Here is a 25,323-nt window from a genome sequence, read left to right as displayed (position 1 = left end):
TGTGTATGGGTTGTACGACGGCCTATAGCTGATGATAGGATTTTGGCTGTAATGATATATTCAATATTATATTGTTTATCTCACGGAAATAAGTATTGGTTAATTGATATGGCATCAAATTAATTTATAAATTAAATTTATTTTTATTTCAGTATGTTAATATTATTATATTGACGTAAATCAGAAAAATAGCTATAATTTAAATTAATTAATAGGTATGCTTCACCTTAAACAGCTGATTAAAAAAGTTCCCTAAATGGGAGCTTTTTTGCGTTCTGAGGTGGGTAAATTGTTTATGATGTTTTTATCGCTGTGTCTATGTAGATGAAAGGCGGAACGCAGTAATTAATAAATTTAGATGTCGCATCTAAAAAACAGATAGGATAAGTGGTGGAGGCGGGGGGAATCGAACCCCCGTCCGAAAGTCCTCTACAGAGCGATCTACATACTTAGTCTTGCCAACTTCGAATCTTATTCACAAACCGCCGACAGACAGGCTGTTTGTAAACCAGTTGCCATAAATCTTGTTCAATGCCAGACAACACGACATTGAACCAGCCAATGTAAATGTCGTTGCGGTGAGTTACCTCACACGGCCCATTGGCGAACCGTTGCAACGTTTAGCCTTAAGCGGCTAAAGCGTAAGTTTCGTCGTTTGCGACTATATAAATTCAGTGTTTAACGGGAATCTGAGACCCCGGTATGCACGCATCTGCTTTGCAACCCCCGTCGAAACCAAGGTCGCCCCCAGATGGTTTGCTAATTATACTTTATTTTTGGTGCATATGCCTAGTCATGTAGCAATGGCTGCATACTATGTTGTTTTTTGCTGTTAATTTGTTGCTGCATGAGTTGTACTTATGGCTGAAATAGGCTCTGGCTAGCTTTGTGCTGATTGATAGATTGGCAGGAAATTATCGGTACTGATGGCATTGATTTATAATTTGCATTATTTTGTTTGGAACGAATGCTGTTATGTATGATGTTAATACCGATGATGTGCGCCTTTTTTTTGCAGATGTGTGGCGCAAGCGTCAGCAACCGCAGTTTCTGGATGCGTTGCAGCAGAAGGCTTTGCGGATTATTGCTGCGCATACTGAATATGCGCCTTATCTGGAAAATGTTGAACAGTTTCTCACCCGAACATGGCGGCCGGAAGAGGGGGAAACAAATCCTTTTTTGCATTTGTCGCTGCATTTATCGGTACAGGAACAGGTAGCGATTGATCAGCCGTTTGGGATTGCAGCTATTCATCAGCACTTGTGTGAGCGGTATGCGGGTGACTGGGTGAAAGCGGAGCACGATATGATTGAGGCGCTGGCAGAAACGCTCTGGCAGGCGCAACGCTACGGACAGGGGCTGGACGTGAATGCTTATATGACACGTTTGCGTAGTCTGGTGGGTTTGGGGCAGGAAGATGAGGCGCGTTTAAATCCTCATGAAGTGGGACAGGCTTCAGGCAAAGAGGTTTGAGTTTGCTCATGCTTTGATTATGGTTTATTGTTTGACACCTTTGTGTTGGTCAGCTGCGATGTTGGCTGGGTGCGCATGTGGAAACTATTTTCAATAATCTTTAAGCAGGGGATAAATATGTCTTTCTGGGCAAGTAATGCAAATGCTTTGTTGCTGTTGCTGTTTGTGGCTTTGGGTATTATCGGTAATAATCCTTCAGTAACCATTTCGGCGTTGATTATTTTACTGGTACAGCAAACGCCGTTACTTAAATATGCGCCGGTACTGGAAAAGTATGGGCTGCAACTGGGTATTATGCTGCTGATGATAGGTGTGCTGGCGCCCTTGATTACGGGCAAGGTGCAGCCGGCACAGATTGCTGCGCTGGTAACTAGCTGGAAAACCATTGCTGCTGTGGTGGTGGGTACAGTTGTTGCCTGGCTTGGTGGGCGTGGGGTGCAATTGATGCAGGTAAACCCGGCAATTGTGACTGGTTTAATGATTGGCACCATTATCGGGGTGGCTTTTTTACGCGGTGTGCCGGTGGGGCCACTGATTGCGGCAGGATTGCTATCGCTGATTTTATAAGCGCTGTGTTGCTGAAGTTCTTGCCAGAAAGTTAAGGTCTCGCTATAATGCGCGCAATTCCATTCTCACGGAGAGGTGGATGAGTGGTTGAAGTCGCACGCCTGGAAAGCGTGTATACGTGAATAGCGTATCGAGGGTTCGAATCCCTTCCTCTCCGCCAGATTGATTATTTAAAGCTGCCTGTGCAGCTTTTTTTTGTGAATGTTATATTTAATACCATTGGCATTAAATATTTTGTATTTACTCCAAGCCTACTTTTTATTGATATTCTGGTATTTGGGTTGGCTGTATTGGTTTTATGTTTGGTTTGTCAGAGTCGATATTCTGATTTTTTTGATTATTTTATTTATTTTTGCTGACAGGCTTGAGTTGTAATTAATTTTAGCCGCTAAAAATTATGCCCTCACAATTTTGGTTGTGAGGGTTTTTTTGTGCCTGCGGTATTGCATGAGGAGTGGAGGATGAATTTAACCCGTTCGGTTCTGGACAGTGTGCTGGTGCATGTTCAGCAGGCTCTGCCGGATTATTCGGTACAGCTGATGCCAAATAATTTAAAGAATTATCAGTTTGCTCATCCGTTGGGTGCAGTGCTGATTGGTTATCAGCGCAGTAAATTCAGTAAGCCATGTACTACTGACCTGATTACGCAAGAGCGGCGTTTGCAGTTGCGTTTTACTGTTTTTGCACGTGCTCTGGGTGGCGAACGGGGTGCGCTGGATTTACTTGATTCTTTACGCTTGGCTCTGGTGGGGGTTCAGCCTAACCATTGCCAGCAAATCCGGTTGTTGAGTGAGCGCTTTCTGGGGGAGGCCGATGGAGTTTGGCGCTATCGGTTATGCGCTCGCACTGAGACGCTTCAGGTGGAACAGCGTCCGGTGGTTAATCAGCAAAATCTGGTCAAATCGATACCAACTCGTGGTGAGATTAAGGCCAAAGCTATTTCACAATCTGTAACTTCGAAGGAGTAAAAATCATCATGGCAGCAGCTTATTTGCATGGTGTTGAAACAATCCGTATTGATGGCGGCAGTAGTCCGGTCTATACCGTAGACGGGGCGATTACGGCAATTGTCGGTACGGGTATGTCTGGCGCAGTAAATGAATTGACGGTGTGTCAGACAGTTAAGGATTTTAGTCAGTTTGGTTCGGTAACGGGAGCAGGTTTTACTTTGCCTGATGCGGCCAATATCTGGACGCGTTATCAGTCTGGAGTGGCCTATGTGGTCAATGTGCTGGATCCGGCCAAACATAAAACGGTTGTTGATTCTGAAGCTCTGGTTATCGACAGTGATACGTTGATGGCAAAAACAGCGCATCCGGCTGTACAGGCTGGTTATACGGTGCAGGCAGGTAATCAGACTTTGTCTGAAGGCACTGATTACACGCTGAATCAGGAAACTGGTGAGCTGACTTTTGTTCAGCCGCATTCGGATGTGTCAATTGCTTATACTTATCTTGACCCGAGCAAGGTAACGGTAGCGGATATTATCGGTGGCTATGAAGCGGCAACCGGTAAGCGCAAGGGGATGGAACTGCTTACTGAAGGTTTTACCCGCCTGGGTGCGGATGCGAAGATTGTGATCGTGCCGCAATATGATGCAGATGCGGCTGTGGCCGCAGCGATGGTAACGCTGGCAGACAAACTGGAAGCAATTGCCTACATTGCTGCGCCGAAAGGTACTACGCTGACGCAGGCGATTCAGGGACGCGGTTCGCTTGGAAATATTAATTTCCAGACTTCTTCAGACCGCGCGCAGTTATTTTATCCGTATGTTACCGGTTCCAGCGGCGAGCTGGAAAGTCTGGCCACGCATGCTGCCGGTTTGCGTATGAAAACTGATGTGAATCAGGGCTACTGGTTCAGTATTTCCAATCGTGAGCTTTTGGGCGTAACTGGTATGGAAGTATCGCTGACTGCACGGATTGATGATGCGCAGGCGGAAACCAATCGCCTGAATGAAAAGGGGATTACTACGGTATTTAACAGCTATGGTACTGGTTTCCGCTTATGGGGTAACCGTCTGGCCTGTTTCCCGACAGTAACGCATATCAAGAATTTTGAAACCGCTCAGCGTACTGGTGATTTGATTGATGAGTCGATTCGTCGTGCGCAGTTACAGTACATTGATTTGCCTATTGATGATGCGCTGATTGACAGCCTGCTGGGTACGGTACGTACTTATCTGGGTACACTCAAGAGTATTGTTGGTTTTAGTGTGAGTCTGGATTATGACTATGATCTGGCTGATGCTTTCAGTAAAGGGCAGGTACCAATCAAGTATGACTATACCCCTAAACTGCCAGCAGAACGTATCACCAATACCAGTGTGATGACCCGTACTTATCTGGCTAATTTGATTAGTAATCAGTCTGCCGCTTAGGAATCAGTTATGACAGAATTTAATGCAATTTATAATGCCAATGTTTATGTTAATGGTAATAGTCAGTTAGGCCGTGCCAGTCAGTTTAAATTACCGGATATTTCTGTTGGACAAACAGAAACCAAGGGATTAGGGCTGGTAGGTTCGGTGAAACTGCCCAGTGGTATTGAGGCGCTGGAGGGGGAAATTACCTGGAACAGCTTTTATCCGGATGTGTTCACTAAGGTTTATAACCCGTTTAAGGCCTGCCAGTTGATGGTACGTGCCAATGTGCAGGCATTTAATGCTTCCGGTCTGGCCGCAGAAGTACCGATGGTGGTTATGGTGATGGCTACATTCAGTAAAAATCCCTTAGGTACTTATAAACCAAAAGAAAAGGCAGAGTTTGCCAGTACTTTTCAGGCTACGGAAATTCATCAGACGGTTTCCGGCCGTGAGGTTTTGTATTACAACGCGTTTACCAATCAGTATCGGGTAAATGGTGTGGACATGCTGGCGCAGATGCGCGCAAATATCGGTATGTAGTTATTTTCAATTGGTAATGATGTTGTTAAATGCTCACTCTGCTTATCAGGGTGAGCGTTTTTTATAGTTGAAATGCTTTTTTTACGCTGGATGAATTTCGGCGCTTATTGATGATTCAAGGAATAGATATGGCACAAACTGAAGCGCAACAGCTGCAAGAACAATTGGGTACAGGTAAGGTTATCAAGCTGGCGGAACCGCTGCAAACGCCGAATGGTGTGGTAACGGAACTAACGCTGCGCCGGGTACGGGTTAAGGATTTTAAACGTGCCGCTGAGCAGTATCCGGATAATGCGGTATTGCAGGAAGCACAGTGTCTGGCTATGGCTTCAGGCCTGCAAAGTGAAGATTTTGATGAACTGTCGTGGGAGGACTACACGCTGGTGCGTCAGTTTTGTCTGGGTACTCACTGATTGGGATGGTTTTTATCAGGCTGCTGCGGATTTAGCGTGGTGGTTTGGTTTTTCTCCGGCAGATATTGATGAGATGTCTCTGGATGAAATTTTACAATGGCAGCAACAGGCTAACCGACAGATTAAGGCTAAATACAGCAAGCTGTAAGCGGTTGCTGCCCGTTGTGACAGTACCGTTAATTCAGCGCTGGTTTGTAGCAGGAGCTGTGAACCGGAGATGGGTTAACGGTAATGATTTATATGAATAATAAATAATAAGTTGGTGAATTCCAGTATCTCTTGAGTTATTGGATGAAATACATTGGTGCCGATATGGATAGTGGATTTGTTTCTGATTTTGGTGAGGTACAGCGTTCTGTTAAAGCCTTTGGTTCTGCTATTGGTATGGCAACCAGAAAAATAGAGGAGATGGGGCGGTCTGTACAGAGTTTGCAGGTGAAAATCCAGTCTATGGATAATTTGTCTGCAGCAACTGCGAAAGCAATCAGTGCTCAGAATAGGCTAACTGAGGCAGTAGACAGACATAACAAAATTCTGGGGCAGCGCAAGAAAATTGGTGAGGAATTAGCTAAAACCAAAAGTACCATTACAACCTGGATGAAGCCGGTTGAGAAGTCGGTGAAAATTCACATGGAACGGGAAACAGCGGAAACCGGGCTGAAACAGGCTATGATGCAGAAAGATGGCAGCATGGGCAGATTTAATCAGATTAATGCCCATGCTACGCAGCTAAGTCTTGAGCAACAGGGTAACAAAAATGATTATACTCACCTTGCTACCAGTATGAAGCAGGCCAATATGTCTGATGATGCGGTACTGCAGGGAGGGATGAAGGCAATTGCCAGTTTTAATGTGTTATTTGGCAAGAAGATTGAGGATATTTCGGTAGCCAAGGGGTTGATGCAGACTTATAAGCTGAAAGATACGGAATTGTCTGCTGGTCTGGACGCTGTGCAGAAAGTTGCGCATTCTGTAGGTATGAGTCTGGAGGATATTGAAAAATCCCAAGCTGTTATGGCTTCGCCCTTGCAAAAGCTGCATCTGACCGGTTTACAGAATCAGCAGAAAATATATGCCCTGGAGGGAATGGCAATACACGGTGGTGTCAGCAAGTCTGCGGCAGCAGATGGTATGGGGGAGTTTCTGGACAGGCTGGCACAGGGGCCAAAAGCCATGCAGCAGGCTACTGCTGCGATGAGTGTGGAAATGCGCCAGATGATGCAAAAATCTGGTGTGGCGTTTAGTCTGTTTAATAAAGACGGCTCGCTTAAAGATATGCATGTGGTTGTTGGTGAGCTGGAAGCGAATTTTAATAAAGTTAAAGCTAAATATGGTGACCGTGCTGCGTTGAATATGATGGATGCGGTATTCGGGAAGCGTGGCGGACAGATTGCTTCAGCCGCAGCTCAGGAAGGTGGTGCTGGTTTTGCCGCCATGCAAACTCGAATGGGTAATCAGCCTTCTCTGGATCAGCGTGCTCAGCTTCAGACTAATACGCTTGCTGTGAGTATGGGTAATTTACACGATGCAGTGATTGAGGTAGGCAATGCTTTTGGTGCCACGCTGGCACCTGATATTAATACTTTTGCTCAGGTAGCCAAAGATGTGCTGCTCAATACGGTATTGCCTTTTATTCAGAAGCATCCAGCGCTGATTAAATCTGTGGTGGCTTTTGGTGTAGGTTTGGCCGGGCTGCGGATGACGCTGCTGTTGGTTCGTTATGCTATTACCATGGTTACTGGTCCACTGGCGCTATTACGTACTATTTTTGCCCGTTTTCAGATTGCACGTGACCTCAAGCAGGGTGGTTCGGTGTTTCAGCGTTTACGTTTCGCTATTACCTCAGTGGGAAAGTCTGCCGGCTCATTGCGCCGGAAGCTGTTATCTTTTGGCAGCAGGCTGGCTGGTGTGGGCAAGAATTTTGCGGTGTTCAATAAGGGGCGCTCAGCACTGGGTTTACTGAAAAAGGCGTTTTCCAGTATTGGGCGTACTGCCATTGCGCCAATTAAGAAAATTGTGCAGTCATTTGGTCAGATTACCAAAGTAGCAAAACCTTTGTTTACGGTTTTTTCCAGTCTGGGCAGGGGTTTCAGTGCATTGGGTAAAGGCCGTATTGTGCTGAATCTGCTGCGTCAGGGAATTATAGCCGTAGGGCGGGCTTTTTTAATGACGCCTATAGGTTTAGTCGCACTGGCAATTGGTGCAGCTGCTTTTCTGATTTATAAGTATTGGCAACCAATTAAGAGTTTTTTTATTGGTTTATGGGATACCGTTAAAACTAAATTTGAAGCAGGAATGAAATTTTTTAAGGATTTACCTGCAAAATTCAGTGAGTTTGGACGCAATATTATTGATAGTCTGGTTAAAAGTTTTACTGAGGGTGTCAGTAGGGCTGTTAATGCAGTAGGTGAGTTCGCCAGTAAGATTATTAATAAGGCTAAATCTGTATTGGGGATTAATTCACCTAGCCGTGTATTTAAAAGCATAGGCGGTTCGCTGATGGAAGGTATGCATCTGGGGCTTGATCTCGGCGCAGACAAACCAGTTACAGCGATCGGTCTGGTTGCTGAGCGCTTACAGCAGAAATTCAAAAGTCGTTCCGGTACGTTGACTGCTCAGCTTAATGAAAAAATGCAGCTTAATGCAGCAGAATTTGCCCAGAATCGCTATCCGGCAGGACATGATTCCAGTGCAGTAACCATTAATTTTAATCCGACTATTCAGGTTAACGGCAATGCTGACCGTTCGGTGATTCAGCAGGCTTTGGCGCTGAGTCAGCGCGAATTTGAACAGATGTACCGGCGCATGATGCAGGCAAAAGAGTTAAGGAGTTACTGATGTATGCAATGCTAGGAGATATTCGCTTTGAAGTGTTGGATAGTTTCAGCAGTTATGAAGAAACGCATGGTGCTGTTTTTGCCAAACATGATGTGTTGGCCGGACGTCCGCGCCTACAGGCTACCGGCAATGATTTGACCACCATCCGTTTTGGTATGCTGCTGCACTGGAAGCTGAGTAATCCGGATAGTGCCTATACTGCATTGATTCAGGCCAAGGAAGCACAGCAGGCTCTGGCGCTGGTGTTTGGCTCGGGTCGTTTTGTTGGCTGGTTTGTGATTCAGCAGTTGAGCAGTACTACTCTGATTCAGGATGCTCAAGGGCGTACCGCCGCACGTGAAATCAGTGTTGAGCTGCTTGAGTTTGTTGGTGATCCGAATAATCCGTTACCAACACCGGGCATCATGACAGGTCAGAATCCGTTGCTTTCTTTTATGCCGGATTCGATTAAAGGGGCAGTTAACAAGGTTTCAGCGGCGGTACAGACTGGTGTGCGTATTTATCATGCTGTTGAGCAGAATGTCACTGAGATTCAGAACCTGATTACGTGTGCGCGTACCGTGCAACATAATACTTCTGGCTGGCTGGGTATGATTGCCGATGCGCTGGCTGTTGGCGGACAGACGCTAAGCAAGCTAAATACCTTGCCTGAGGTAGGTGCATGGTTTGGTGAGCTGTCCGGTGCGGCAGATTTTTTGTCATACACCGGTCAGGCTGCGCAGCAGCTGCAAGAATGTGTGAATTTAATACAAAGTGGTTATGACAGTGGTGAGTGGGGAGACTGGCTGGATAACAGTGAAAAACTGTTATCGATGGTAGAGGACAGTATTAGCAATGCAACTACCGGCGCTCAGTCGTTAACGGCATGGCTGGCTGCCAGAAAGGATGAGGCCTGATTATGGTTGATTCAGTTTTGCAATACCAGACCTGTGAAGGCGATCGGTGGGATTTGATTGCACATAAATACTATGGTGATGCCACGATGCTGGATCGGCTGATTGCTGCTAATCCGCATTTACCACTGGCTGAACAGTTTGCTGCCAATCTGACGGTACTGATTCCAGTCATACAGTCGGATACGCATACAGCGCAGGAGGATATGCCACCATGGATGCGTTGAGCCTGCTGACAGGAGTATCCGCTTTGGGACGAACCCATCCGGTGACGATGCCGGATTTCACTATAGGCTACGAAAAAAAAGACATTACTCTGGCAATCAAGCCTTATCTGCTCAGTATCAATTATACGGATTATCTGGGTGAGCAGTCGGATGAGCTGTCGGTAGCGTTTGAGGATACGGATGGCAGATGGTTGCGTAGCTGGTATCCGAATCAGGGCGATATGCTGTCGTTCACGCTGGGAGACCAGTTTACCGGTATGGTGAATCTGGGCAATTTTGAGATTGCCGATATTGATTATGCGTTCAAGCCCAATGTGATTACCCTGAAGGCTTTATCCACGGGGATTAGCCGTGCCAGTCGCACTTTGCAGCCCAGAGCATATGAGAAAACGACTCTGGAAAAAATTGTGCAGCTGGTAGCTGCGCGATTACAGCTGGTGCTCAAAAATCCGATTGCCAATCTGGAGATTGAACGTATTACCCAGTATCAGGAAAGTGATGTGGAATTTCTCGCACGGCTGGCAAAGCAGTTTGGCTATACTTTTAAAATTGTCGACCAGACTTTAGCCTTTATTGCCAATACGGAATTAACGGCACAGGAACCGGTGCTGGTATTGCTGCCGGAAGATGTGGAGTCTGCTAGTTTTCGTGATCAGCTCAAAGGTGTTCCAGATGAGGTAGTGGCTTGTGGTTATGATACTAAAGCTAAACAGGTGCGTACGGTCAAGCGAAAGGGGCAGCCGTTACGGCCGCAGAGTAAGCTGAGCGCAAGTGGTGATATGTTGAAAATTGTGGCCAATAAAGGGGAATCGCAACAACAGCTCACTGCACGTGCAGATGCTGCACTTACTGATGCGCGTCAGTGTCAGGTAACCGGTAGTCTGGAGCTGTTTGGCAATGTGAAGCTGGTGGCCGGCCAGATTATCCGTTTGAGCGGTTATGGCAAAATGTCGGGAAATTATCAGATTAAGCAGGCAGGCCACAATTTAAGCCGTAGTTCTGGTTATACCACGTCTCTGGAAATTAACATGATTGAATACATTGCTGATGATGCAGATACGGGGGAAAAACATGCAGAAACTGTATGAATTTGGGGCAACCTTGCAGTTTGGCCTTGTGGAAGCCATTGATGCCGGCAGGCATATGCTTAAAGTGAATATTCCGGCACTGGAGAATATGCATACAGACTGGCTGCCCATGCTTACTGCTGCCGCCGGTAGAAACTGTTTTTATTCTTTGCCGGATATAGGTGAACTGGTGGCATGTATTCTGGATGCCCGGGGTGAGAGTGGGGTGGTACTGGGTGCTTTGTACAATCAGAGTGATACCGCACCGGCACAGAGCAATGATATGTGGATGAAACAGTTTAGCAATGGTACGGTAATCAGCCATGATCGTAAAAGTGGCGAGGTTTGTGTTCAGACCAGCGGTACAGTGGTGGTGCAAGCAGATACGGTATTGGTTAAAGCCAGTGATATTACGCTGGATGCGCCATCCACTACAGCCACTGGCAGCTTACTGGTACAGGGAAAGTTAACCTATCAGGGTGGTATGGCTGGTTCTGGCGGCGGTAGTGCTGCTGCATCGATTGCCGGCACGATTAAGGTTAAAGGCGGTGATGTGGTGGCCGATGGTAAAAGTCTTAAGAGCCATACTCATCCTGATCTGACTTCGGGTGGTAATACTGGTACACCAAACTAATGTTCTGCTAACAGCTTATTCAAACCCAATTTTCATCCCTGTCATTGATGGCAGGGATTTTTTATTACTGGAAAAGCGTTATGACAATTACACCGCGCACTCGCCACTGGCAGTTAGCACCACTGGAATGTGGCTGCGATATTGTCACGGGCATTGATGATATTAATCAATGTATTTTGAATATTTTGATGACACGCAAGGGTACCGATGTGACCCGTCCTATTTTTGGTTCCAGCCATCTGGATTATCTGGATACGCCCGAGGATGTATTTATTCCCGGTGTGACGCGAGAGGTGATTCTGGCTATCCAGACTTGGGAGAAGCGTGTGGTGGTAGAGCGTGTTAGCTTTGCGGGTCAGGCACCTGAGTTAACAATAACAGTCCACTGGCGTATAGCTGAGGAAGTGGCAGGTGAAATTTATCAAACAAATATTGGATTGGTACGTAAATGACAGATTTAACTAAGCTCGCGCGGGCGGATATAAAGATAGTTGAAGATGATCTGGCAACCATTCTGGCCGATACGATAACTGATTACCAGAATCGTACCGGCAAGGTATTACAGCCGGCGCATATTGAACGCTTGCTGATTAATACCTATGCCTATCGCGAGGCATTAACCAGGCAACAGGTCAATGAAGCTTATCGGCAGCAGCATGTGCGCTTTGCTACTGGGTTGATGCTGGATTTATGCGGAGATGATGTTCATACCCCACGCTTGCAGGCACAGCCGGCACAAACAACGCTGCGTTTTCAGGCCAAGCTGGCCGGTAAAGAACAGGTAGTGATTCCGAAAGGAACCAGAGTTACTGTTGATGCGCTGATATTTGCCACTGTTGAAGCAGGTTTGCTTACTGCTACCAATAGCAGCATTGAGCTGGTTGCTGTCTGTCAGTCAACCGGGGTGGTGGGTAATGGCTGGTCAGCCGGGCAGATTAATACTTTAACAGACCATTTGTCTGATATTGCAGAGGTTAAAGTCAGCAATATTACCACTTCAAGTGGTGGTGTGGATATTGAAAGTGATGATGCCTATCGGGTACGCATTCTGCTGGCACCAGAATCATTTTCAGTGGCCGGTCCGGTTGGCGCCTATGAGTATTTTACTCGTCAGGTCAGTCAGGACATTATTGATGTTTATGTGACTAACGATACAGATAAGGAGGGTAAGCCCTTAGGTGGCGTGGTGGCAGTAACCATACTCACTAAAACCGGCCTGCCTTCAATGGAGCTGATTCATCAGGTACAGACAGCCTTGTCTGATGAGCGTGTACGCCCGTTATGTGATCAGGTAGTGGTGCGAGCACCGAAAATTTTCAATTATCAGGTTGCGGCAACATTAACTTTGTTTGTTGGTGCTGATGCTCAGGCGGTGCAGGCTGCGGCCAAAGCTACATGGCAGCAATATCAAAGCAGTCAGGAACAGCGGCTGGGGGTGGATGTGGTACCGCTGGTGATTCAGTCTTTATTAAAGGTTGACGGAGTCTATAACGTGGCCACGCCAGAGCTCAAACTGACTACAGTTGCAGCCGATACTTGGGCGCATTGCAACGATTTAATCCTCACCATTGCTGAGGAGGCTGTGGATGGCTAAGCTGACTTATGCCGCAGTAATTGAGCGCGATCAGCGCCTGCGGGCACTGGCCACACTGGGCTTGCGTCTGGAGCTGATCAGTACACCACAGCTTATGCCACGGCTGGTAAATTTAGTACTGGCTGATCATCTTGAGCTGCTGGCTGAAAGCCACTGTATTCTCGGCGTAAATGGTTACTGGCTGGCAGAAAGCGATCAGGCCAAGCGCCAACTGATAAAAGGAGCATACGAACTTCACCGCAGTAAGGGAACGCCCTGGTCGTTAAGAGAAATCGTTCGCCGTCTTGGTTTTGGTGAAATCACCATTATTGAAGGGCTCAATCATCAACAGCACAACGGTAATATTCAGCGCTCAGGATTATATGTGCATGGACATAATACTTACTGGGCACATTACCGTATTTTGCTGAATAGACCGATTACCAATCAACAGGCTGCCTTATTACGGCATACGCTGGCTGCTTTTGCGCCGGCGCGTTGCGTGCTGGCCAGTCTGGACTATACCGCAGTACCGCTGCAACACAATGGACAGGCACAGCGCGATGGCTCGTTTAATAAAGGAACTGCTTAATGGCAAGTTTAAAAGAAACTTTGTTCTGGGACAAAGGCGTTTATCAATGGGAAAGCAGTACAGCCATGATCGGCGTTCATGCTGTTTTTGAGATTTTTTATAGTAAAAACTATAGTTCATGGGCTGAGCTTATAAAAGTCGCATTAGATACGGCTGATGCACATGCCTCAGACTGGATTGGCGTTCTGCGTGGCAATCGGCAGTACCGTACTGTGGTTAACAGTGCAGCCTTAGGTTATAAGTCTCCTGTACAAATTGCGCTTTGTGATGTGGCAGGATTGATGTAACTAATTTTAGTACTCAGTGTAGATTACGATTGATTCTTTTTAATTTATTGATATTTACGGTTATTTCGTATTTCCACTTGTTTGATGTGCTCATTAAGGCCATCAGGTCCTGACGCTAATGCCTGCAATTTTTCATCAACAGCACGTCTGGCAAACTCGCAAATTCCTGCTTGTTTTTGAGACTCAGCTTTTCGAGCCGCATTCAGTATAAGCGAGCGATCATATTTTTCATCCTGCACATAGGAAGAGGGGATATTACTGTTAGCTTCAAGCTTAACAATTAATTCATCCCAGCGCTTAAAAACATCCTGACAGTTTTGTGGAAGACCGCTTGTACTGGTTCCACAAGCAGAGAAAGATATACAGCAACATAAAATAAATAAGACTTGTTTCATATTTTACTACCCTTCTTTGTTGATAGTGAAAGCATATCATCAAATCCAGCTAGGCACTACTGTATCACAATGGACAGGTGCAGCGTGATGGCTCGTTTAACAAAGGAATTGCTTAATTAGCAAATTTAAAAGAAACTTCATTTAACAAAGGAACTGCTTAATGGCAAATTTAAAAGAAACTTCGTTCTGGGAAGAAGGCATTTATCAATGGGAAACATCCGATCCGGTATTGGGGGGAGAGAATGGGATTGATAATGTGCCCACTCGCCAGCTGGCCAACCGGACTAAATGGTTAAAAGACAATAAACTGGACAAATCAGCAACCGCAACAAATGCGGAGATGGCTAATAGAGCATGCATTGCTGACAGGCTAACCGATGCCAGAAAAATGGGTGGTGTAGCATTTGATGGCTCAGCAGATATTGATTTACCCGGAGTGAACAAGCCCGGTAATCAGAATACATCAGGCAATGCTGATACCGCTTCCAGATTACTTTTGCCAAAACATATTGGTGGTAAGGTGTTTGATGGAACAGCTGATATTCATTTACCAGTCTCAGCGGGCTATGTTTCGACCGAAAAATATGAATCGGGTGATTTGATCAAAGTCGATGGAGACTGGTACGAGTGTTACCATCCTGATGGATGCAAGGGCAAGGACCCTCGCGACCCCTTACACCGTCCTTCTGGCTGGCAAAATTCCGATCAAAGTCAGCCTTATTATTGGTTAAAAATTGGTAGGTGGTTGGCGTTTCCAGAAACAGGAAGTGCAATATATTTGCCAACTACTAATATCCGCGAGGGTTTAATTAAATACCGCAATGACGGTAATCTTCATAAAGACAAATTCTGGCGGCTAGCCACATTGTATCCGCATCTCATATTGAACAACTACATACAGATTGCCGATTTACGCGGCGAGTTCTTACGCGGGCTGGACGATAATCGAGGAATAGATGATTGGGGGCGCGTGATTTTCAGTGCACAAGGAGACGCGATACGAGATATCACTGGATCCTTCAGTGGCACGGTCTTCGGATGCGCTGGAGCCTTCAGTCTCGCAGGGTATAAAGATGCTTGGATGCATTTTGGCGAAGGCACATATTTTGACCGCGCAATTTATAATTTTGCTGCAAGTAGTGTCGTGCCGACAGCTCTAGAAAATCGCCCTCGAAACATTGCAATGCTAATTGCGACTCGGATTTAACAAAGGATAGATATGAAAATTTACTCATATAACGAACAAACAAACGAATTATTAGTTAATACACTACGTGCAGCCGATTATATTGATGCAGCCACAATTTCAATTCCTTTTAATTCAGTAATTGCGGATGCGGAATTGCCTGCTAAGGTAAAAAAGCAGGTTTTTATGGTTACAGGCAAACGAAATACAGACGGGTATTTTACCGTATCCCAAAATATAGCTACTGTCGAGGATTATCGTAGTGAAAAAGTATATCTTAAAGAAACAGGTGAGCAAGTCACTATTACTGAAATAGGTGTATTACCTGATAATGTCACGACATTATCACCCATTCCATATAGTGAATGGTCTGAAGAAACAGGTAAGTGGGTAGAAAAATCTAATGTAGATGAATTGCGCTTGTGGGATAAGCGAAAAGACGCTGGAATACTGAGTCGTAGCCAGATATTGACAGAGATTGAATTACAACATGGAAAAAGTAAAGACAAATTAGTCGAAATTGCTGAACGCGAACTAATCGGTGCACACTTAATTAAGGTGCGTAATACTATTTTGGAGGCTCAGACGTTTACACTGGCAAATGATGATATCTGGCAGTTTTTTACCGAAACATTAAATATTGACCAAGATAGATTATTCCGACTGTGGGAAGAAGCGAAAAAGAACTATTAAAGGGTTAAAAGATTGCGCCGGTTAAGTTGCCGGCGCGGTATAAAATTTGAGTAAAAGAGGCAAAATTTTTTATCACCTTAAATTGGTATAATATATTATTATTTATCTAAATTTCTGTTGAACACTTGAATATTATACATATTGAGTTATGCGAAAAAGATTTATTGGTTAAATGATAAATCAGATACTGAATAAAAGCATTTGATAAAGGCAAAAGGTGTTATCAAATCAATTTAATGGAATTTTTTTGTTTGCTTTTTTTTGTAAACTAATTGAAATTATTAATATTGTTTTAAAATTATTTTTATCATTTATAGCTTGCTGATAATGGCTTAAATAATTGTTTTATACGATCAATTTTTATTTCTTTTCAAGTTTGCTAATAGGTTATATTCAATCTATATCATTTTATTAACTGCAATCTATTTTGTTTAACGTAGCTTAAATTCATAAAATTTAATTTTTTCAACGTTATACTTTGAATAGATTGGATTATCATTTCATAGTAATGTAATACATCACTTCGATTGAGTTGTTACGGGCATGAATTATTAAAAATTTCCAGTACGGAGGGTGAATGCGCTCATTTTATTCTAATTGCGCATCTATAATGTAACTAACCCTAAAATAGTACAGTCCCGAAGTAGAAAATTTTCTCTGTTAACCCACAGAGGATTTAAACGTGAAAAAAATGACTGAACATCAGATCGTATCTATTTTAAAAGAAGCTGAAGCCGGTATTCCTATTAAAGAACTTTGCCGTAAATATGACATCGGCAATTCGACTTTTTATAAATGGCGGGAAAAATACGGTGGTATGGAAACGTCCGATATTAAACGCTTAAAGGAGCTGGAGGCTGAAAACCGCAAGCTTAAACAGATGTTTGCCGAGCTCTGTTTAAAATCTCAGCTTCAGGAGGAAATCATAAAAAAGCTATAGTGCCTACCAAAGTACGTAAAGCCTGGGCTCTGGAGCTACAAGAAAGTCATCCTGTTACTATTGCCATGAGCTGCGCTATTGTTGGCCTAAGCCGCTGTGCTTACTATTATCAACCCAAGTTACCGGATGATTCAGTGATTATGTCAGTACTAAGTGCTATCACTGACAGGCATTTACGCTGGGGCTTTCCCAAATGTTTTAATCGCCTCAGAAAGCTCGGCTATAAATGGAATCATAAACGTGTGTATCGGGTGTATTGTGAATTAAAGCTTAATCTGAGGGTAAAGCGTAAACAACGCATTCCTCCACGAAGCCCGGAAAGGCTATCAGTACCCAATAAACAAGGTGAATGCTGGTCAATGGATTTTATGAGTGACAGCAGTCGCAATCAACGGCGTTTTAGAACTTTCAATGTGATAGATGACTTTAATCGTGAGGCGCTAGGTATTGATATTGCGGTCAGTTTACCGGCTGGCAGGATTACTCGTTATCTGGATAAACTGGCCGAATATCATGGTTATCCACTAAAAATACGGGTAGATAATGGGCCGGAATTCACCGGAAACACGTTTACTAATTGGGCAAAATCACATGGTATAACTATAGAGTACATCAACTCCGGCTGCCCATATCAAAATGGCTTTATTGAACGATTTAACCGTTCGTACCGTACAGAGGTACTGGATTTATGTCTTTTTAATAACCTGGAACAGGCAAGGAGGGTAACCGAAGAATGGCTAACAATTTATAACACCGAAAGACCTCATGAAGCACTAAATAATATGACGCCGATTGAGTATAAAACACTAAAACAAGTAGCATGATTTTCTACGTCAGTTTTGTACTAGCTATGGGGTATTTACAGATCGTTCAAGCAGCAGACGGTTTACGCGTGCCAAAGGAAAATCGCGTTAATTCTTATATAACAACTAACCCAGTTAAGGTTCCAGCAAGTCTCTATTACCGCCGATTGGTAGCTGATGGTGACCTGATAATGATAACGGAAAATTTAAAAAATGAAACAGGAGTAAAGGAATGATTGATAATATTCAGTTTGATACTGTGCGCAATGATATTCGTGTACCAGGTCGGTATATTGAATTTAATACGCGTACTGCAGTAAGAGGCTTGCCAGCCAATCCACAAAAAATGTTACTGATTGCATCTAGATTGTCAAAGAGCAAACAGCCGGCACTGACACCAGTACAATTATTTAGTGATGCTGATGCTGCTAACCTGTTTGGTCAGGGTTCCTGGGCACATTATTGTGTAAAACAGGCATTTATTAATAACCCCTATCTGGATTTAACGGTAATTGGTGTTGATGATGCGGAGCAAAGTAATTCTGCTTATGCAAGTGTAACCATTAAATATTTACCAGATAATTCTGGCGTTCTGACAGTAACCATTGGTGGAATTGATTGCCAGACCCGAGTAAGTAATGATGAGGCCATTGCTGATGTTGTGGAGAGAATGGTTAGCATTATTAATGAAGCACACACTCTGGCAGCAGCAGAAGCTGATGGCAAAGCAATCATACTGACAGCCAGAAATACGGGTTCGATTGGTAATGAAATTTCTTTAATGGCATCTTTTAGTGGAGACAGTGCCAATGCGGATCAAGCTTTCTTGGATATAGAACCATTTCAGGATGGTCATGGGAATCCGGATATCGGTGCTGCCCTTGAGCAGGTAGCCGGCAAACATTTTCATATTATCTGTAGTGCTTTTTCCGATGATTTAAATGCCAGAAAATTATCTGATCATATTGATCTGGTATCCAATGCAATTGAAAAGCGTGGCTGTATCGGGGTGATGGGCTGGCGCGGTACACTCAGTACTGGAACCACTTTTGCTAATGAAATCAATAGTGGCCGTATTACCATAGCTTGGTATAAAAATGCCATGGAAGGCAACGCCATTATTGCAGCAGGTTATGCGGCTGTCATTGCTGGTGAAAATGATCCGGCTCGTCCACTCAATACACTGGAAATAAAAGGGCTGAGGAAAACGGCTGATGCCAACTGGCCTCTGTTTGCTGAGTTTAATAGTGCTCTGTATAACGGGCTGACGCCTTTGCAGATCGTGAATAATCGGGTGCAGATTATGCGTGCCGTATCTACCTATGTGAAAAATGCCACAGGTACAGATGATCCGGCATTGCTGGATATCACTACGATTCGTACACTTGACTATGTACGCGATGCTGTTAACCAGCGTATCGCCTTACGTTTTCCGCGTGAGAAGCTTTCAGAACGTACTCCGTTGAGAGTGCGCTCAGAAATTCTGGATGTATTATATCAGTGTGAAAATGCAGAAATTCTGGAGGCAGTTCTGGAAAATAAAGATAAATTGATTGTACAGCGTAATCCAAATGATCCAAACCGCCTGGATGCGGTTATCCCCGCTGATGTAGTCAATGGCTTGCATGTACTGGCTGCACGTGTGGATCTGTACTTATAAATTAATCATATAAGGTGTTAGTTTCAAGGTTAACACCTTGTCTATATAAAGGAAAAAATATGGCAAATAAAACAGGCGCTAAATATGCCGGCGCGGTAATTATGGAAGTAAATGGTCGTGAAGTAGAAATTATCAGCTTCAAGCCGGAAGTGACTACCGGACGTAAAGTAGTTAAGACCATGAACAAGTCCGGCAAAGTGCGTGGTTATGCAGATGGTGTAACAGAATACACAATGAGTGTCAGTGCAGCCATTCCGCTGGATGAAAGTGGTATTGACTGGGACAACATTACCAATGCAAAAATTACTATTTATCCCCGTAATGCAGATGAAGCACGTATTAGCTATATAGGTTGTACCAGCACTAAATGTTCGGAAGAATACAGTGTAGAAAATGAAGCGCGTCGTGATATTGAAATGTTTGCATTGGATAAAGTGGTAGAATAATGTTAAAAGAGACTGGAAAACTGGTTTATGGTTTGGCGTACAATGGCCAGATGTATTTTGATTATACTGTTAAGCCGCTGACTTTGGCAGATGAACTCAAAGCACTGGAAATACTGGAAGAAACCGGTTTGATTGAAGATGTATCAGGAGCAAAAAAAGCCATTCTGACCACACTGGCTTATTGGGCACAACAATTGGAAGTTTCTGGTATTGATGCAGAGAATCTGAGCGTTGAATTTCTATTGCACAATCTTGCCTCAGAAGATTATCAGTCAATTTTAACCAGTATGGAATCTTTACGTTCAAAATCGATTGCCGCTGGCCAGTCAGACCCAGCGGCATCAGAGGAAGCGGACAGCAACGTAGTTATGCAATAGCTCATAAAAATTATCGACAGGCATGTATTCTGCTGGCTAAATCAATGATTACGCCGGCTATGGTTAGCACGATGTGCCATGCTGAAGTATCTGTCTGGATTGAGACTGTTCTGGAGAGTATGGGCATAAAAAATGATGATGATAATGTTATTATTTCTTTACGCCAAAGAAAGCCAAAACCATTCCAGCCAGTTAAAGATAGTTTGTTAGCTAATCAGCCTGATTGATTAAAGCCCTGCTGTATGGCAGGGCTTTTTGCACGGGTGCTGCTCCGGCATATTCACTTCTTTCAATTATTTTTAATCAGTCAGAATAAATATAATTAACAATTAGGCGAGAGTATTGACATGTCTTCAAATCAGGAGTCGCTAGCAAAACAGGGGGCCTCCATTACCAGAATGACTGAGGAGGTAAAAAAATTAGAACAGCAAATCAAGCGTACAGCTGCTGTTGCAGTCAGGGAAAGTGAGAAAGCCGGTAAATCACAAATCCGAATTATTCAGCAGGTTCAGCGAGAGCAACAGCGTGCTGCGGATATGCGCTTACGGAAGGAAATACGGTCTGAACAGGAAATACAGCGGGAAATTGGCAAGAGCAAAAATGCATATAAGAATTTTACCGCTACTGCTACTGCGGCTCAAAAGCAGATTCAGCATGCAACCAGGGCTTCTCGTAACAGTATTCGCGAGTTAAATAAGGAATTAGAAAAAAGTTCTAAAATACAAAAAACTATTGCAGAACAACAAAAAAAATCATCTAAATGGGGGGCGGCTAAAACAGTCGGCAGCGAAATTATCAAGGGAGGAAAGGCTGTCTACGGCGCAGTTAAGCCAGCAATAGATGATGAGAAAAAATTACGTTCAGCTGTCATTCAGGCTGCTGTAAAAGCATATGGTACAGATAAAAGTAAATCAGCAGACTGGATTAAAACTCAGGGTGTAAAAGAAATTCAGGGTTTGGTTCAGGGACTGGTAGCCAGAAATGGCGGTACATCACAGGCTGCGCTGAATCTGTTTACTGATATGTTACAGCAGGACATGACTCTGGATCAGGTTAAGGCAACTATTCCTTATGCCCATCGTACCATGGTCGGATCAGCTACCAGCGCCGGTGAGTATGATCATGAAAATACAGCCAGACTGTACAAATCATTGGCAGACTATGGTTTGCAGGCTAAGGATTATAACTCGGTTTCTGATCATATTATTGCATCAAGCAGTCAGGGTAAATTTACTATTGCCCAATTGCAGGGTGAATTACCAGATTTATTGTCTTCTGCTAAAAAGGCGGGGCTAACAGATACCGGCGGTATCGATTATTTAATTTCAACCTTACAGGCTACATCAAAAGAGTCAGAATCTAATGACGATGCAAGTAAAAGCGTTAAAGCTTTTCTGGAAGCATTGGCTAATCCGGAACTGGCCAGTACTCTGAGTAAAATTAAAGACCCTGATGTTTCAGGCAAATATCTTGACTGGGATAAAATCAGGGAACAGGGCAGTAAGCAGGGCTTAAATGATGCTCAGTCCCTGATTAAAGTTTGCAGTGATATTCTTGCTAAAGACAGGAATTACCAGAATTTAAAGCAAAAAGCCGATGCTGGCGATGTACATGCCCAGCAACAGATGCAAGCTCGTCAGAATAAGCTGTTATCTTTTATTCCTGTAGATGCCAGAGATGCTGTTAATGCCAATTTGAATAATAATCTGTTGCTGCCACAAATAAACGCGTTGCAGAAAGATGCTGATGGTTTGGCTGCCAAACAGTTAGCTGTGTTATCTGCGGATCCGGAGCGGCAGCAGGAAAAGAATCATGCTCTGGCTACTTTGGGCAGAAGTGATGTAGTAGAACCGTTAGTTAATTTTCAAACCAGGTTAACCGAGTTATCAGCTGAATTTCCTACTCTTACTTTTGCTGTAACCGCTTTGGCCGCTGCCGCCGGTAGTGCAGCAACTGCACTGAAAGCATTGGGTACTTTGTCTGGTCAAGGAGGCGATATCGATATTGATTCAGGGGGTGATTTTGACAGAGAAAGAAGAAAATCGAACAGAAACAAAAGCACAAAAACGCCAGCCGGTCGGAAAACAGGGGTGAAAGGCAGAAAGATTCCGGCTAGAGTTCCTGGCAAGTTATTAGGCAGGGGTAATTCCGCAGTCGCTGTCCTTGGTGGCGCTTATAATGTATATGCGATTCAGAATGATGACAGCTTAACCCATGAAGAAAAGAAGACGGCTCAGATAAAAAATGCAACCAGTACCGCTGGTGGTCTGGCTGGAACCTGGGCTGGAGGTCAGGTTGGTGCAGCAATCGGAACACTAATATTACCTGGTATAGGTACTGCGGTGGGAGGGCTGATTGGCGGTCTACTTGGCGGAATTGGCGGCAGCATTATGGGAGAGAAGGTAGGCGATGCTGTTACGCAAAATAAGGATACCGAAGAAATAAAAGCCACAACAGGTGTAGGGAGCAGCGAGCCGTATACACCAGATTTTCGGCATGCCTATGGATTCAATCCTGCATTATATGGGCAATCAGTGTTTGCCTGTGAAAAGGATCAGCTGATAACAAGTGCCAATATGACGCCATCTGCTGCGATGATGCTTTCGTACAGAAATATTCCGGCTAATCTACCCGCAATAGAAAGCCAGTCTGGTGCCGGGCAGCCTGTGCTTGTGCAGCAAAGTGCTGAGTTTCAAAATGCTTTTCAGGCTATTGTACAGGAGTTGGGTATACGTTTAGACAAAATAGCTACTATTCTCTCGAACCAGCAACAGGTTATTCAGAATAATCTTACGGTGACGCTTGATGGCAGAGTGATTAGCAATCTGGTTTCACGCAATCAGATGGAAATGTATAACCGTGGAGGTGCACAATAATGACAATGTGGAAGAATAATCTGCAAAAGGCCAGTTACAAAAATGTTACCTTTGATGTCATTTCTATTAGTGATAAAAATGAGAAAGCACTGGTACGGCATGGCCGTCCGTTTGCAAATGGAACTGATATTGAGGATTTGGGTACACAGGGACGACAATGTCAGGTTGCTGCTGTCTATTTTGGTGCAGGCTTTGATACACAGTTATCACAGTTACTGGCTGTGCTGGAAGAACCAGGTGCAGGCACATTGGTTCATCCGGTTTTAGGCCTGTTACAAAATATGATTGCTGCAAGCTGGTCATTTCGTACTGAAGCTGATTCAGTTAATTATGTTGCACTGGATATCACTTTTTTTGAAGCAAAAGAGTCAGCTCCGATATTTTTATTTGAGAATCAGTGGTTAGCCAAGTTAGAACAGATACAGAATACTCTGGAAAAGTATACACAGCAGTTACTGGGTTATTCTGAAACGCTGTTAAGCGTTCGGGAGGGAGTTTCGTCTTTATGGGGCAGTACAAATGGTGTATTTGCCGCATTGTGTGGCGTAGCTGGCAGTGTTCGCCGCTTTTTCGATCTGGATCCCATGAAGTATTTGACCAGTAAAGCTTTTTCTTCTGCATCTTACAGTCAGGACGTCAGCAGGCTGATTCATTCTGTAGTCACAATGGTGACAACAGGTCTGGCGAGTGATACACAGTTTGCTACTGGCAGTTTAAGTACCAGACAGACTTTTGATTCTGTCAGTAACCGTGTAGATGGCCTGAATAAATTGCCTGATAATATTCTGTATAGTCAGGATAGACAGGAAACTGAGGAAGAGGCGATCAATCATGTACAAAAGATTGCTGATATTCAGATGCAACCGATTGCCCAGATTCTGCAATTCTTGAGTATTGGTGCTTTGATGCAGAATACTGTCACGATGATTGAAGCGAATAGTGACATAGTGACAGCAAATGAGTTGCTGTATATAAATAATAATCTTCGTCTGCGTATTCAAAAATTAATAGATATTTTACGTGAAACTTACGATTATGCTGATAATGTCAAAAGCATTAATGCTGCCAATATTTATACGCAAACGACGATAATGATTCAGTTGCTGGCCAATATGGCCGCACAATTTAATGACTATGCTTTGGCCGTCATTAATCAGAAACCGCCAATGCGTACCAGAAAAGCAGATATTAATGGCACCATTCATCAGTTGGCATATTTACTTTATCGAGATATTGAGCGGGCAAATGAATTAATGCGCCTTAATCCTCATTTGTGCCATCCATCATTTATTCAGCGTAATGAGTGGATTAATTATTATGTTAAATGAAACTGAAATGTTGCCTTATCCATATGGCAATGAAGTGGTAGTGAGAATAGGGGGGAAAGAACATAAAGACTGGCTTAGCTATGATATTGACAGTGATTTTCTGATTCCTGCTGATGCCTTCAGTTTTGAAACCAATGTTTCTCAAAATCAGAGTGTTCTGGCCGACTATAGCTCCTTGCAATGTGAAGTGTTGATTAATAACCAGTTGGTTATGACTGGAATTATTGGCCATCAGAATGAAATGGTTGATAAAAACAACCATAGTATCGGTTTTAATGGCCGTGACCTTGCCGGTTTACTGGTGGATTGCAGTGTTAAACAAATTAATGTTAAAGGAATGAATGTTTTAGCTGCCGCACAGAAGATAGTTGAACCCTGGCCACAAATCAAAAAAGTGATATTAAAGGCTGAAAAAAATCCAGTTCTGGACAAAGTAGATATCGAACCCGGGGAAACTGCATGGCAGGCATTGAGCAAAATTGCCTATAAGGCAGGCCTGCATGTGTGGCTGGAACCAGATGGTACATTGGTTGTTGGTGGTGCTGATTACGCCAGCCCGCCAGTGGCAACCCTGTGCCACAGTAAAAATGATCGCCGACGTAATATTCAAAGTATTCATATTGAGTATAGTACTGAAAATCGCTACTCGGAAGTTACCTTTCTTGGCCAAAGTCACACCCGTTATGCCAATTCGTCAAAACACGATTTGAAATGGGTATACAAAGACGAAACAATGGTTTTATACAAGCCGAAAACAGTAGTAATCGGTGATGCAGAAAATCTGGAACAGTTGAAGGTGCAGGCAAAAAAAATGCTTTCTGACTGGCGTCTGGAAGGTTTCACTTTAACCATTACGGTTGCAGATCATAAAACTCAGGATGGCCTGCTGTGGCAACCCGGACAACGTGTGCATGTGATTGATGAAGACCAGCAGATAGATGCCATTTTTTTTCTGATGGGACGCCGTTTTTTACTGAACCGAAGTGGCGGCACGCTGACTGAACTGCGCTTAAAAGAGGATGGAATATGGACGCCGGATGCTTATGTTAAAAAATCCGCAGCAGCACGATCACGTAAAGGAAAACGTAAAGGTGTGACTAACCGGCAGATAAAACAGGTCAAGATATAACAGCGTATATATTTAATTGGA

Annotated in this window: 27 protein-coding genes, 1 tRNA gene, 1 other RNA gene and 1 pseudogene; 28 read left to right on the top strand and 2 right to left on the bottom strand. The window is 43.9% G+C overall.

From position 1 onward, the window contains the following. Window positions 1-388 precede the first annotated feature (388 nt). Window positions 389-749, bottom strand: a transfer-messenger RNA (tmRNA) gene (gene ssrA / locus GYX26_RS05735). Window positions 750-975: 226 nt separating this feature from the next. Between ssrA and GYX26_RS05730 the strand changes: the two genes are divergently transcribed. The 17 genes from GYX26_RS05730 (at window position 976) to GYX26_RS05650 (ending at window position 13,469) form a co-directional block, all read left to right on the top strand. Next, a complete protein-coding gene (locus GYX26_RS05730; RefSeq protein WP_174828466.1) occupies window positions 976-1,473 on the top strand; it encodes a DUF1841 family protein in 498 nt (165 codons plus the stop codon). Window positions 1,474-1,590: 117 nt separating this feature from the next. Then, a complete protein-coding gene (locus GYX26_RS05725; RefSeq protein WP_194240703.1) occupies window positions 1,591-2,040 on the top strand; it encodes a DUF441 domain-containing protein in 450 nt (149 codons plus the stop codon). Between the two features lie 69 nt (window positions 2,041-2,109). Further along, window positions 2,110-2,200: transfer RNA gene (locus GYX26_RS05720), tRNA-Ser, on the top strand. Window positions 2,201-2,501: 301 nt separating this feature from the next. Next, window positions 2,502-3,008: a Gp37 family protein gene (locus GYX26_RS05715; RefSeq protein ID WP_174828465.1), complete on the top strand. Its 507-nt coding sequence runs from the start codon at window positions 2,502-2,504 to the stop codon at window positions 3,006-3,008. A gap of 8 nt (window positions 3,009-3,016) precedes the next feature. Further along, window positions 3,017-4,420 carry a phage tail sheath subtilisin-like domain-containing protein gene (locus GYX26_RS05710; protein WP_174828464.1) on the top strand — a complete coding sequence of 468 codons (1,404 nt, stop codon included), beginning with the start codon at window positions 3,017-3,019 and terminating at the stop codon, window positions 4,418-4,420. A gap of 9 nt (window positions 4,421-4,429) precedes the next feature. Continuing rightward, complete coding sequence (locus GYX26_RS05705) at window positions 4,430-4,945, top strand: phage major tail tube protein (protein WP_093090178.1); 516 nt, start codon at window positions 4,430-4,432, stop codon at window positions 4,943-4,945. Between the two features lie 128 nt (window positions 4,946-5,073). Next, window positions 5,074-5,358, top strand: a complete 285-nt coding sequence (locus GYX26_RS05700; protein WP_174828463.1) for a phage tail assembly protein — start codon at window positions 5,074-5,076, stop codon at window positions 5,356-5,358. Then, window positions 5,300-5,506 (top strand): GpE family phage tail protein, encoded by a 207-nt coding sequence (locus GYX26_RS05695; protein ID WP_100090311.1) that lies wholly within the window; start codon window positions 5,300-5,302, stop codon window positions 5,504-5,506. Before GYX26_RS05700 ends, GYX26_RS05695 begins: the two co-directional genes overlap by 59 nt. 143 nt (window positions 5,507-5,649) lie before the next feature. Continuing rightward, window positions 5,650-8,196, top strand: coding sequence for a phage tail tape measure protein (locus GYX26_RS05690; RefSeq protein ID WP_174828462.1), 2,547 nt, complete (start codon window positions 5,650-5,652; stop codon window positions 8,194-8,196). Then, entirely contained in the window at window positions 8,196-9,092 is an 897-nt protein-coding gene (locus GYX26_RS05685) for a phage tail protein (protein ID WP_174828461.1), read from the top strand. The genes GYX26_RS05690 and GYX26_RS05685 overlap by 1 nt, the downstream gene beginning before the upstream one ends. A gap of 2 nt (window positions 9,093-9,094) precedes the next feature. Beyond that, window positions 9,095-9,316 (top strand): tail protein X, encoded by a 222-nt coding sequence (locus GYX26_RS05680; protein WP_100090308.1) that lies wholly within the window; start codon window positions 9,095-9,097, stop codon window positions 9,314-9,316. After that, window positions 9,304-10,404 carry a phage late control D family protein gene (locus GYX26_RS05675; RefSeq protein ID WP_174828460.1) on the top strand — a complete coding sequence of 367 codons (1,101 nt, stop codon included), beginning with the start codon at window positions 9,304-9,306 and terminating at the stop codon, window positions 10,402-10,404. Before GYX26_RS05680 ends, GYX26_RS05675 begins: the two co-directional genes overlap by 13 nt. Beyond that, on the top strand, window positions 10,388-11,017 hold the full coding sequence (locus tag GYX26_RS05670; RefSeq protein ID WP_100090306.1) for a phage baseplate assembly protein V: 630 nt from the start codon (window positions 10,388-10,390) through the stop codon (window positions 11,015-11,017). The genes GYX26_RS05675 and GYX26_RS05670 overlap by 17 nt, the downstream gene beginning before the upstream one ends. Before the next feature lie 80 nt (window positions 11,018-11,097). Then, window positions 11,098-11,469, top strand: a complete 372-nt coding sequence (locus tag GYX26_RS05665; RefSeq protein ID WP_174828459.1) for a GPW/gp25 family protein — start codon at window positions 11,098-11,100, stop codon at window positions 11,467-11,469. Next, complete coding sequence (locus GYX26_RS05660) at window positions 11,466-12,611, top strand: baseplate J/gp47 family protein (protein WP_174828458.1); 1,146 nt, start codon at window positions 11,466-11,468, stop codon at window positions 12,609-12,611. Before GYX26_RS05665 ends, GYX26_RS05660 begins: the two co-directional genes overlap by 4 nt. Continuing rightward, window positions 12,604-13,182 carry a phage tail protein gene (locus GYX26_RS05655; protein WP_174828457.1) on the top strand — a complete coding sequence of 193 codons (579 nt, stop codon included), beginning with the start codon at window positions 12,604-12,606 and terminating at the stop codon, window positions 13,180-13,182. Before GYX26_RS05660 ends, GYX26_RS05655 begins: the two co-directional genes overlap by 8 nt. Continuing rightward, window positions 13,182-13,469 carry a hypothetical protein gene (locus GYX26_RS05650; protein WP_174828456.1) on the top strand — a complete coding sequence of 96 codons (288 nt, stop codon included), beginning with the start codon at window positions 13,182-13,184 and terminating at the stop codon, window positions 13,467-13,469. Before GYX26_RS05655 ends, GYX26_RS05650 begins: the two co-directional genes overlap by 1 nt. A gap of 44 nt (window positions 13,470-13,513) precedes the next feature. Here GYX26_RS05650 and GYX26_RS05645 read toward each other — a convergent pair whose 3' ends face one another. Continuing rightward, a complete protein-coding gene (locus tag GYX26_RS05645) occupies window positions 13,514-13,864 on the bottom strand; it encodes a hypothetical protein (protein WP_174828455.1) in 351 nt (116 codons plus the stop codon). Window positions 13,865-14,024: 160 nt separating this feature from the next. Here GYX26_RS05645 and GYX26_RS05640 point away from each other — a divergent pair, with 160 nt between their 5' ends. From GYX26_RS05640 to GYX26_RS05590, 11 genes and pseudogenes are all read left to right on the top strand, one after another. Next, window positions 14,025-15,071 (top strand): hypothetical protein, encoded by a 1,047-nt coding sequence (locus tag GYX26_RS05640; RefSeq protein WP_174828454.1) that lies wholly within the window; start codon window positions 14,025-14,027, stop codon window positions 15,069-15,071. A gap of 12 nt (window positions 15,072-15,083) precedes the next feature. Next, window positions 15,084-15,743, top strand: a complete 660-nt coding sequence (locus GYX26_RS05635) for a hypothetical protein (RefSeq protein WP_174828453.1) — start codon at window positions 15,084-15,086, stop codon at window positions 15,741-15,743. A gap of 691 nt (window positions 15,744-16,434) precedes the next feature. Continuing rightward, a pseudogene (locus GYX26_RS05630) lies at window positions 16,435-17,507 on the top strand (IS3 family transposase). Beyond that, the gene (locus GYX26_RS05625) at window positions 17,504-17,722 is read left to right on the top strand and encodes a DUF2635 domain-containing protein (RefSeq protein WP_238791239.1); all 219 of its coding nucleotides are present in this window, start codon (window positions 17,504-17,506) and stop codon (window positions 17,720-17,722) included. The pseudogene GYX26_RS05630 and the gene GYX26_RS05625 overlap by 4 nt, the downstream one beginning before the upstream one ends. Then, entirely contained in the window at window positions 17,722-19,146 is a 1,425-nt protein-coding gene (locus GYX26_RS05620) for a phage tail sheath subtilisin-like domain-containing protein (RefSeq protein WP_174828543.1), read from the top strand. The genes GYX26_RS05625 and GYX26_RS05620 overlap by 1 nt, the downstream gene beginning before the upstream one ends. A gap of 59 nt (window positions 19,147-19,205) precedes the next feature. Continuing rightward, complete coding sequence (locus GYX26_RS05615; RefSeq protein ID WP_093090215.1) at window positions 19,206-19,592, top strand: phage tail protein; 387 nt, start codon at window positions 19,206-19,208, stop codon at window positions 19,590-19,592. Next, window positions 19,592-19,969: a hypothetical protein gene (locus tag GYX26_RS05610; protein ID WP_174828452.1), complete on the top strand. Its 378-nt coding sequence runs from the start codon at window positions 19,592-19,594 to the stop codon at window positions 19,967-19,969. The genes GYX26_RS05615 and GYX26_RS05610 overlap by 1 nt, the downstream gene beginning before the upstream one ends. A gap of 44 nt (window positions 19,970-20,013) precedes the next feature. Then, entirely contained in the window at window positions 20,014-20,196 is a 183-nt protein-coding gene (locus GYX26_RS05605; RefSeq protein ID WP_100136624.1) for a TetR family transcriptional regulator, read from the top strand. A gap of 120 nt (window positions 20,197-20,316) precedes the next feature. After that, window positions 20,317-22,845 (top strand): hypothetical protein, encoded by a 2,529-nt coding sequence (locus GYX26_RS05600; RefSeq protein WP_174828451.1) that lies wholly within the window; start codon window positions 20,317-20,319, stop codon window positions 22,843-22,845. Beyond that, on the top strand, window positions 22,845-24,173 hold the full coding sequence (locus GYX26_RS05595) for a DNA circularization protein (protein ID WP_174828450.1): 1,329 nt from the start codon (window positions 22,845-22,847) through the stop codon (window positions 24,171-24,173). Before GYX26_RS05600 ends, GYX26_RS05595 begins: the two co-directional genes overlap by 1 nt. Next, a complete protein-coding gene (locus tag GYX26_RS05590) occupies window positions 24,163-25,302 on the top strand; it encodes a phage baseplate assembly protein (protein WP_238791238.1) in 1,140 nt (379 codons plus the stop codon). Before GYX26_RS05595 ends, GYX26_RS05590 begins: the two co-directional genes overlap by 11 nt. Window positions 25,303-25,323 lie beyond the last annotated feature (21 nt).

The organism is Snodgrassella sp. ESL0253 (assembly GCF_013344965.1).
GTDB classification, from domain to species: domain Bacteria; phylum Pseudomonadota; class Gammaproteobacteria; order Burkholderiales; family Neisseriaceae; genus Snodgrassella; species Snodgrassella alvi_B.
This window is presented reverse-complemented; position numbering and strand designations above follow the sequence as displayed.

What these genes read in the sequence shown, in the direction of transcription:
- GYX26_RS05690 (WP_174828462.1), top strand. Translation starts at nt 5,650, where the DNA reads ATGAAATACATTGGTGCCGATATGGATAGTGGATTTGTTTCTGATTTT.
- GYX26_RS05670 (WP_100090306.1), top strand. Translation starts at nt 10,388, where the DNA reads ATGCAGAAACTGTATGAATTTGGGGCAACCTTGCAGTTTGGCCTTGTG.
- GYX26_RS05655 (WP_174828457.1), top strand. Translation starts at nt 12,604, where the DNA reads ATGGCTAAGCTGACTTATGCCGCAGTAATTGAGCGCGATCAGCGCCTG.
- GYX26_RS05675 (WP_174828460.1), top strand. Translation starts at nt 9,304, where the DNA reads ATGGATGCGTTGAGCCTGCTGACAGGAGTATCCGCTTTGGGACGAACC.
- GYX26_RS05665 (WP_174828459.1), top strand. Translation starts at nt 11,098, where the DNA reads ATGACAATTACACCGCGCACTCGCCACTGGCAGTTAGCACCACTGGAA.
- GYX26_RS05605 (WP_100136624.1), top strand. Translation starts at nt 20,014, where the DNA reads ATGATTACGCCGGCTATGGTTAGCACGATGTGCCATGCTGAAGTATCT.
- GYX26_RS05625 (WP_238791239.1), top strand. Translation starts at nt 17,504, where the DNA reads ATGATTTTCTACGTCAGTTTTGTACTAGCTATGGGGTATTTACAGATC.
- GYX26_RS05595 (WP_174828450.1), top strand. Translation starts at nt 22,845, where the DNA reads ATGACAATGTGGAAGAATAATCTGCAAAAGGCCAGTTACAAAAATGTT.
- GYX26_RS05645 (WP_174828455.1), bottom strand. Translation starts at nt 13,864, where the DNA reads ATGAAACAAGTCTTATTTATTTTATGTTGCTGTATATCTTTCTCTGCT.
- GYX26_RS05650 (WP_174828456.1), top strand. Translation starts at nt 13,182, where the DNA reads ATGGCAAGTTTAAAAGAAACTTTGTTCTGGGACAAAGGCGTTTATCAA.
- GYX26_RS05590 (WP_238791238.1), top strand. Translation starts at nt 24,163, where the DNA reads ATGTTAAATGAAACTGAAATGTTGCCTTATCCATATGGCAATGAAGTG.
- GYX26_RS05610 (WP_174828452.1), top strand. Translation starts at nt 19,592, where the DNA reads ATGTTAAAAGAGACTGGAAAACTGGTTTATGGTTTGGCGTACAATGGC.
- GYX26_RS05615 (WP_093090215.1), top strand. Translation starts at nt 19,206, where the DNA reads ATGGCAAATAAAACAGGCGCTAAATATGCCGGCGCGGTAATTATGGAA.
- GYX26_RS05710 (WP_174828464.1), top strand. Translation starts at nt 3,017, where the DNA reads ATGGCAGCAGCTTATTTGCATGGTGTTGAAACAATCCGTATTGATGGC.
- GYX26_RS05725 (WP_194240703.1), top strand. Translation starts at nt 1,591, where the DNA reads ATGTCTTTCTGGGCAAGTAATGCAAATGCTTTGTTGCTGTTGCTGTTT.
- GYX26_RS05640 (WP_174828454.1), top strand. Translation starts at nt 14,025, where the DNA reads ATGGCAAATTTAAAAGAAACTTCGTTCTGGGAAGAAGGCATTTATCAA.
- GYX26_RS05680 (WP_100090308.1), top strand. Translation starts at nt 9,095, where the DNA reads ATGGTTGATTCAGTTTTGCAATACCAGACCTGTGAAGGCGATCGGTGG.
- GYX26_RS05715 (WP_174828465.1), top strand. Translation starts at nt 2,502, where the DNA reads ATGAATTTAACCCGTTCGGTTCTGGACAGTGTGCTGGTGCATGTTCAG.
- GYX26_RS05660 (WP_174828458.1), top strand. Translation starts at nt 11,466, where the DNA reads ATGACAGATTTAACTAAGCTCGCGCGGGCGGATATAAAGATAGTTGAA.
- GYX26_RS05730 (WP_174828466.1), top strand. Translation starts at nt 976, where the DNA reads ATGTATGATGTTAATACCGATGATGTGCGCCTTTTTTTTGCAGATGTG.
- GYX26_RS05635 (WP_174828453.1), top strand. Translation starts at nt 15,084, where the DNA reads ATGAAAATTTACTCATATAACGAACAAACAAACGAATTATTAGTTAAT.
- GYX26_RS05705 (WP_093090178.1), top strand. Translation starts at nt 4,430, where the DNA reads ATGACAGAATTTAATGCAATTTATAATGCCAATGTTTATGTTAATGGT.
- GYX26_RS05700 (WP_174828463.1), top strand. Translation starts at nt 5,074, where the DNA reads ATGGCACAAACTGAAGCGCAACAGCTGCAAGAACAATTGGGTACAGGT.
- GYX26_RS05600 (WP_174828451.1), top strand. Translation starts at nt 20,317, where the DNA reads ATGTCTTCAAATCAGGAGTCGCTAGCAAAACAGGGGGCCTCCATTACC.
- GYX26_RS05695 (WP_100090311.1), top strand. Translation starts at nt 5,300, where the DNA reads ATGAACTGTCGTGGGAGGACTACACGCTGGTGCGTCAGTTTTGTCTGG.
- GYX26_RS05685 (WP_174828461.1), top strand. Translation starts at nt 8,196, where the DNA reads ATGTATGCAATGCTAGGAGATATTCGCTTTGAAGTGTTGGATAGTTTC.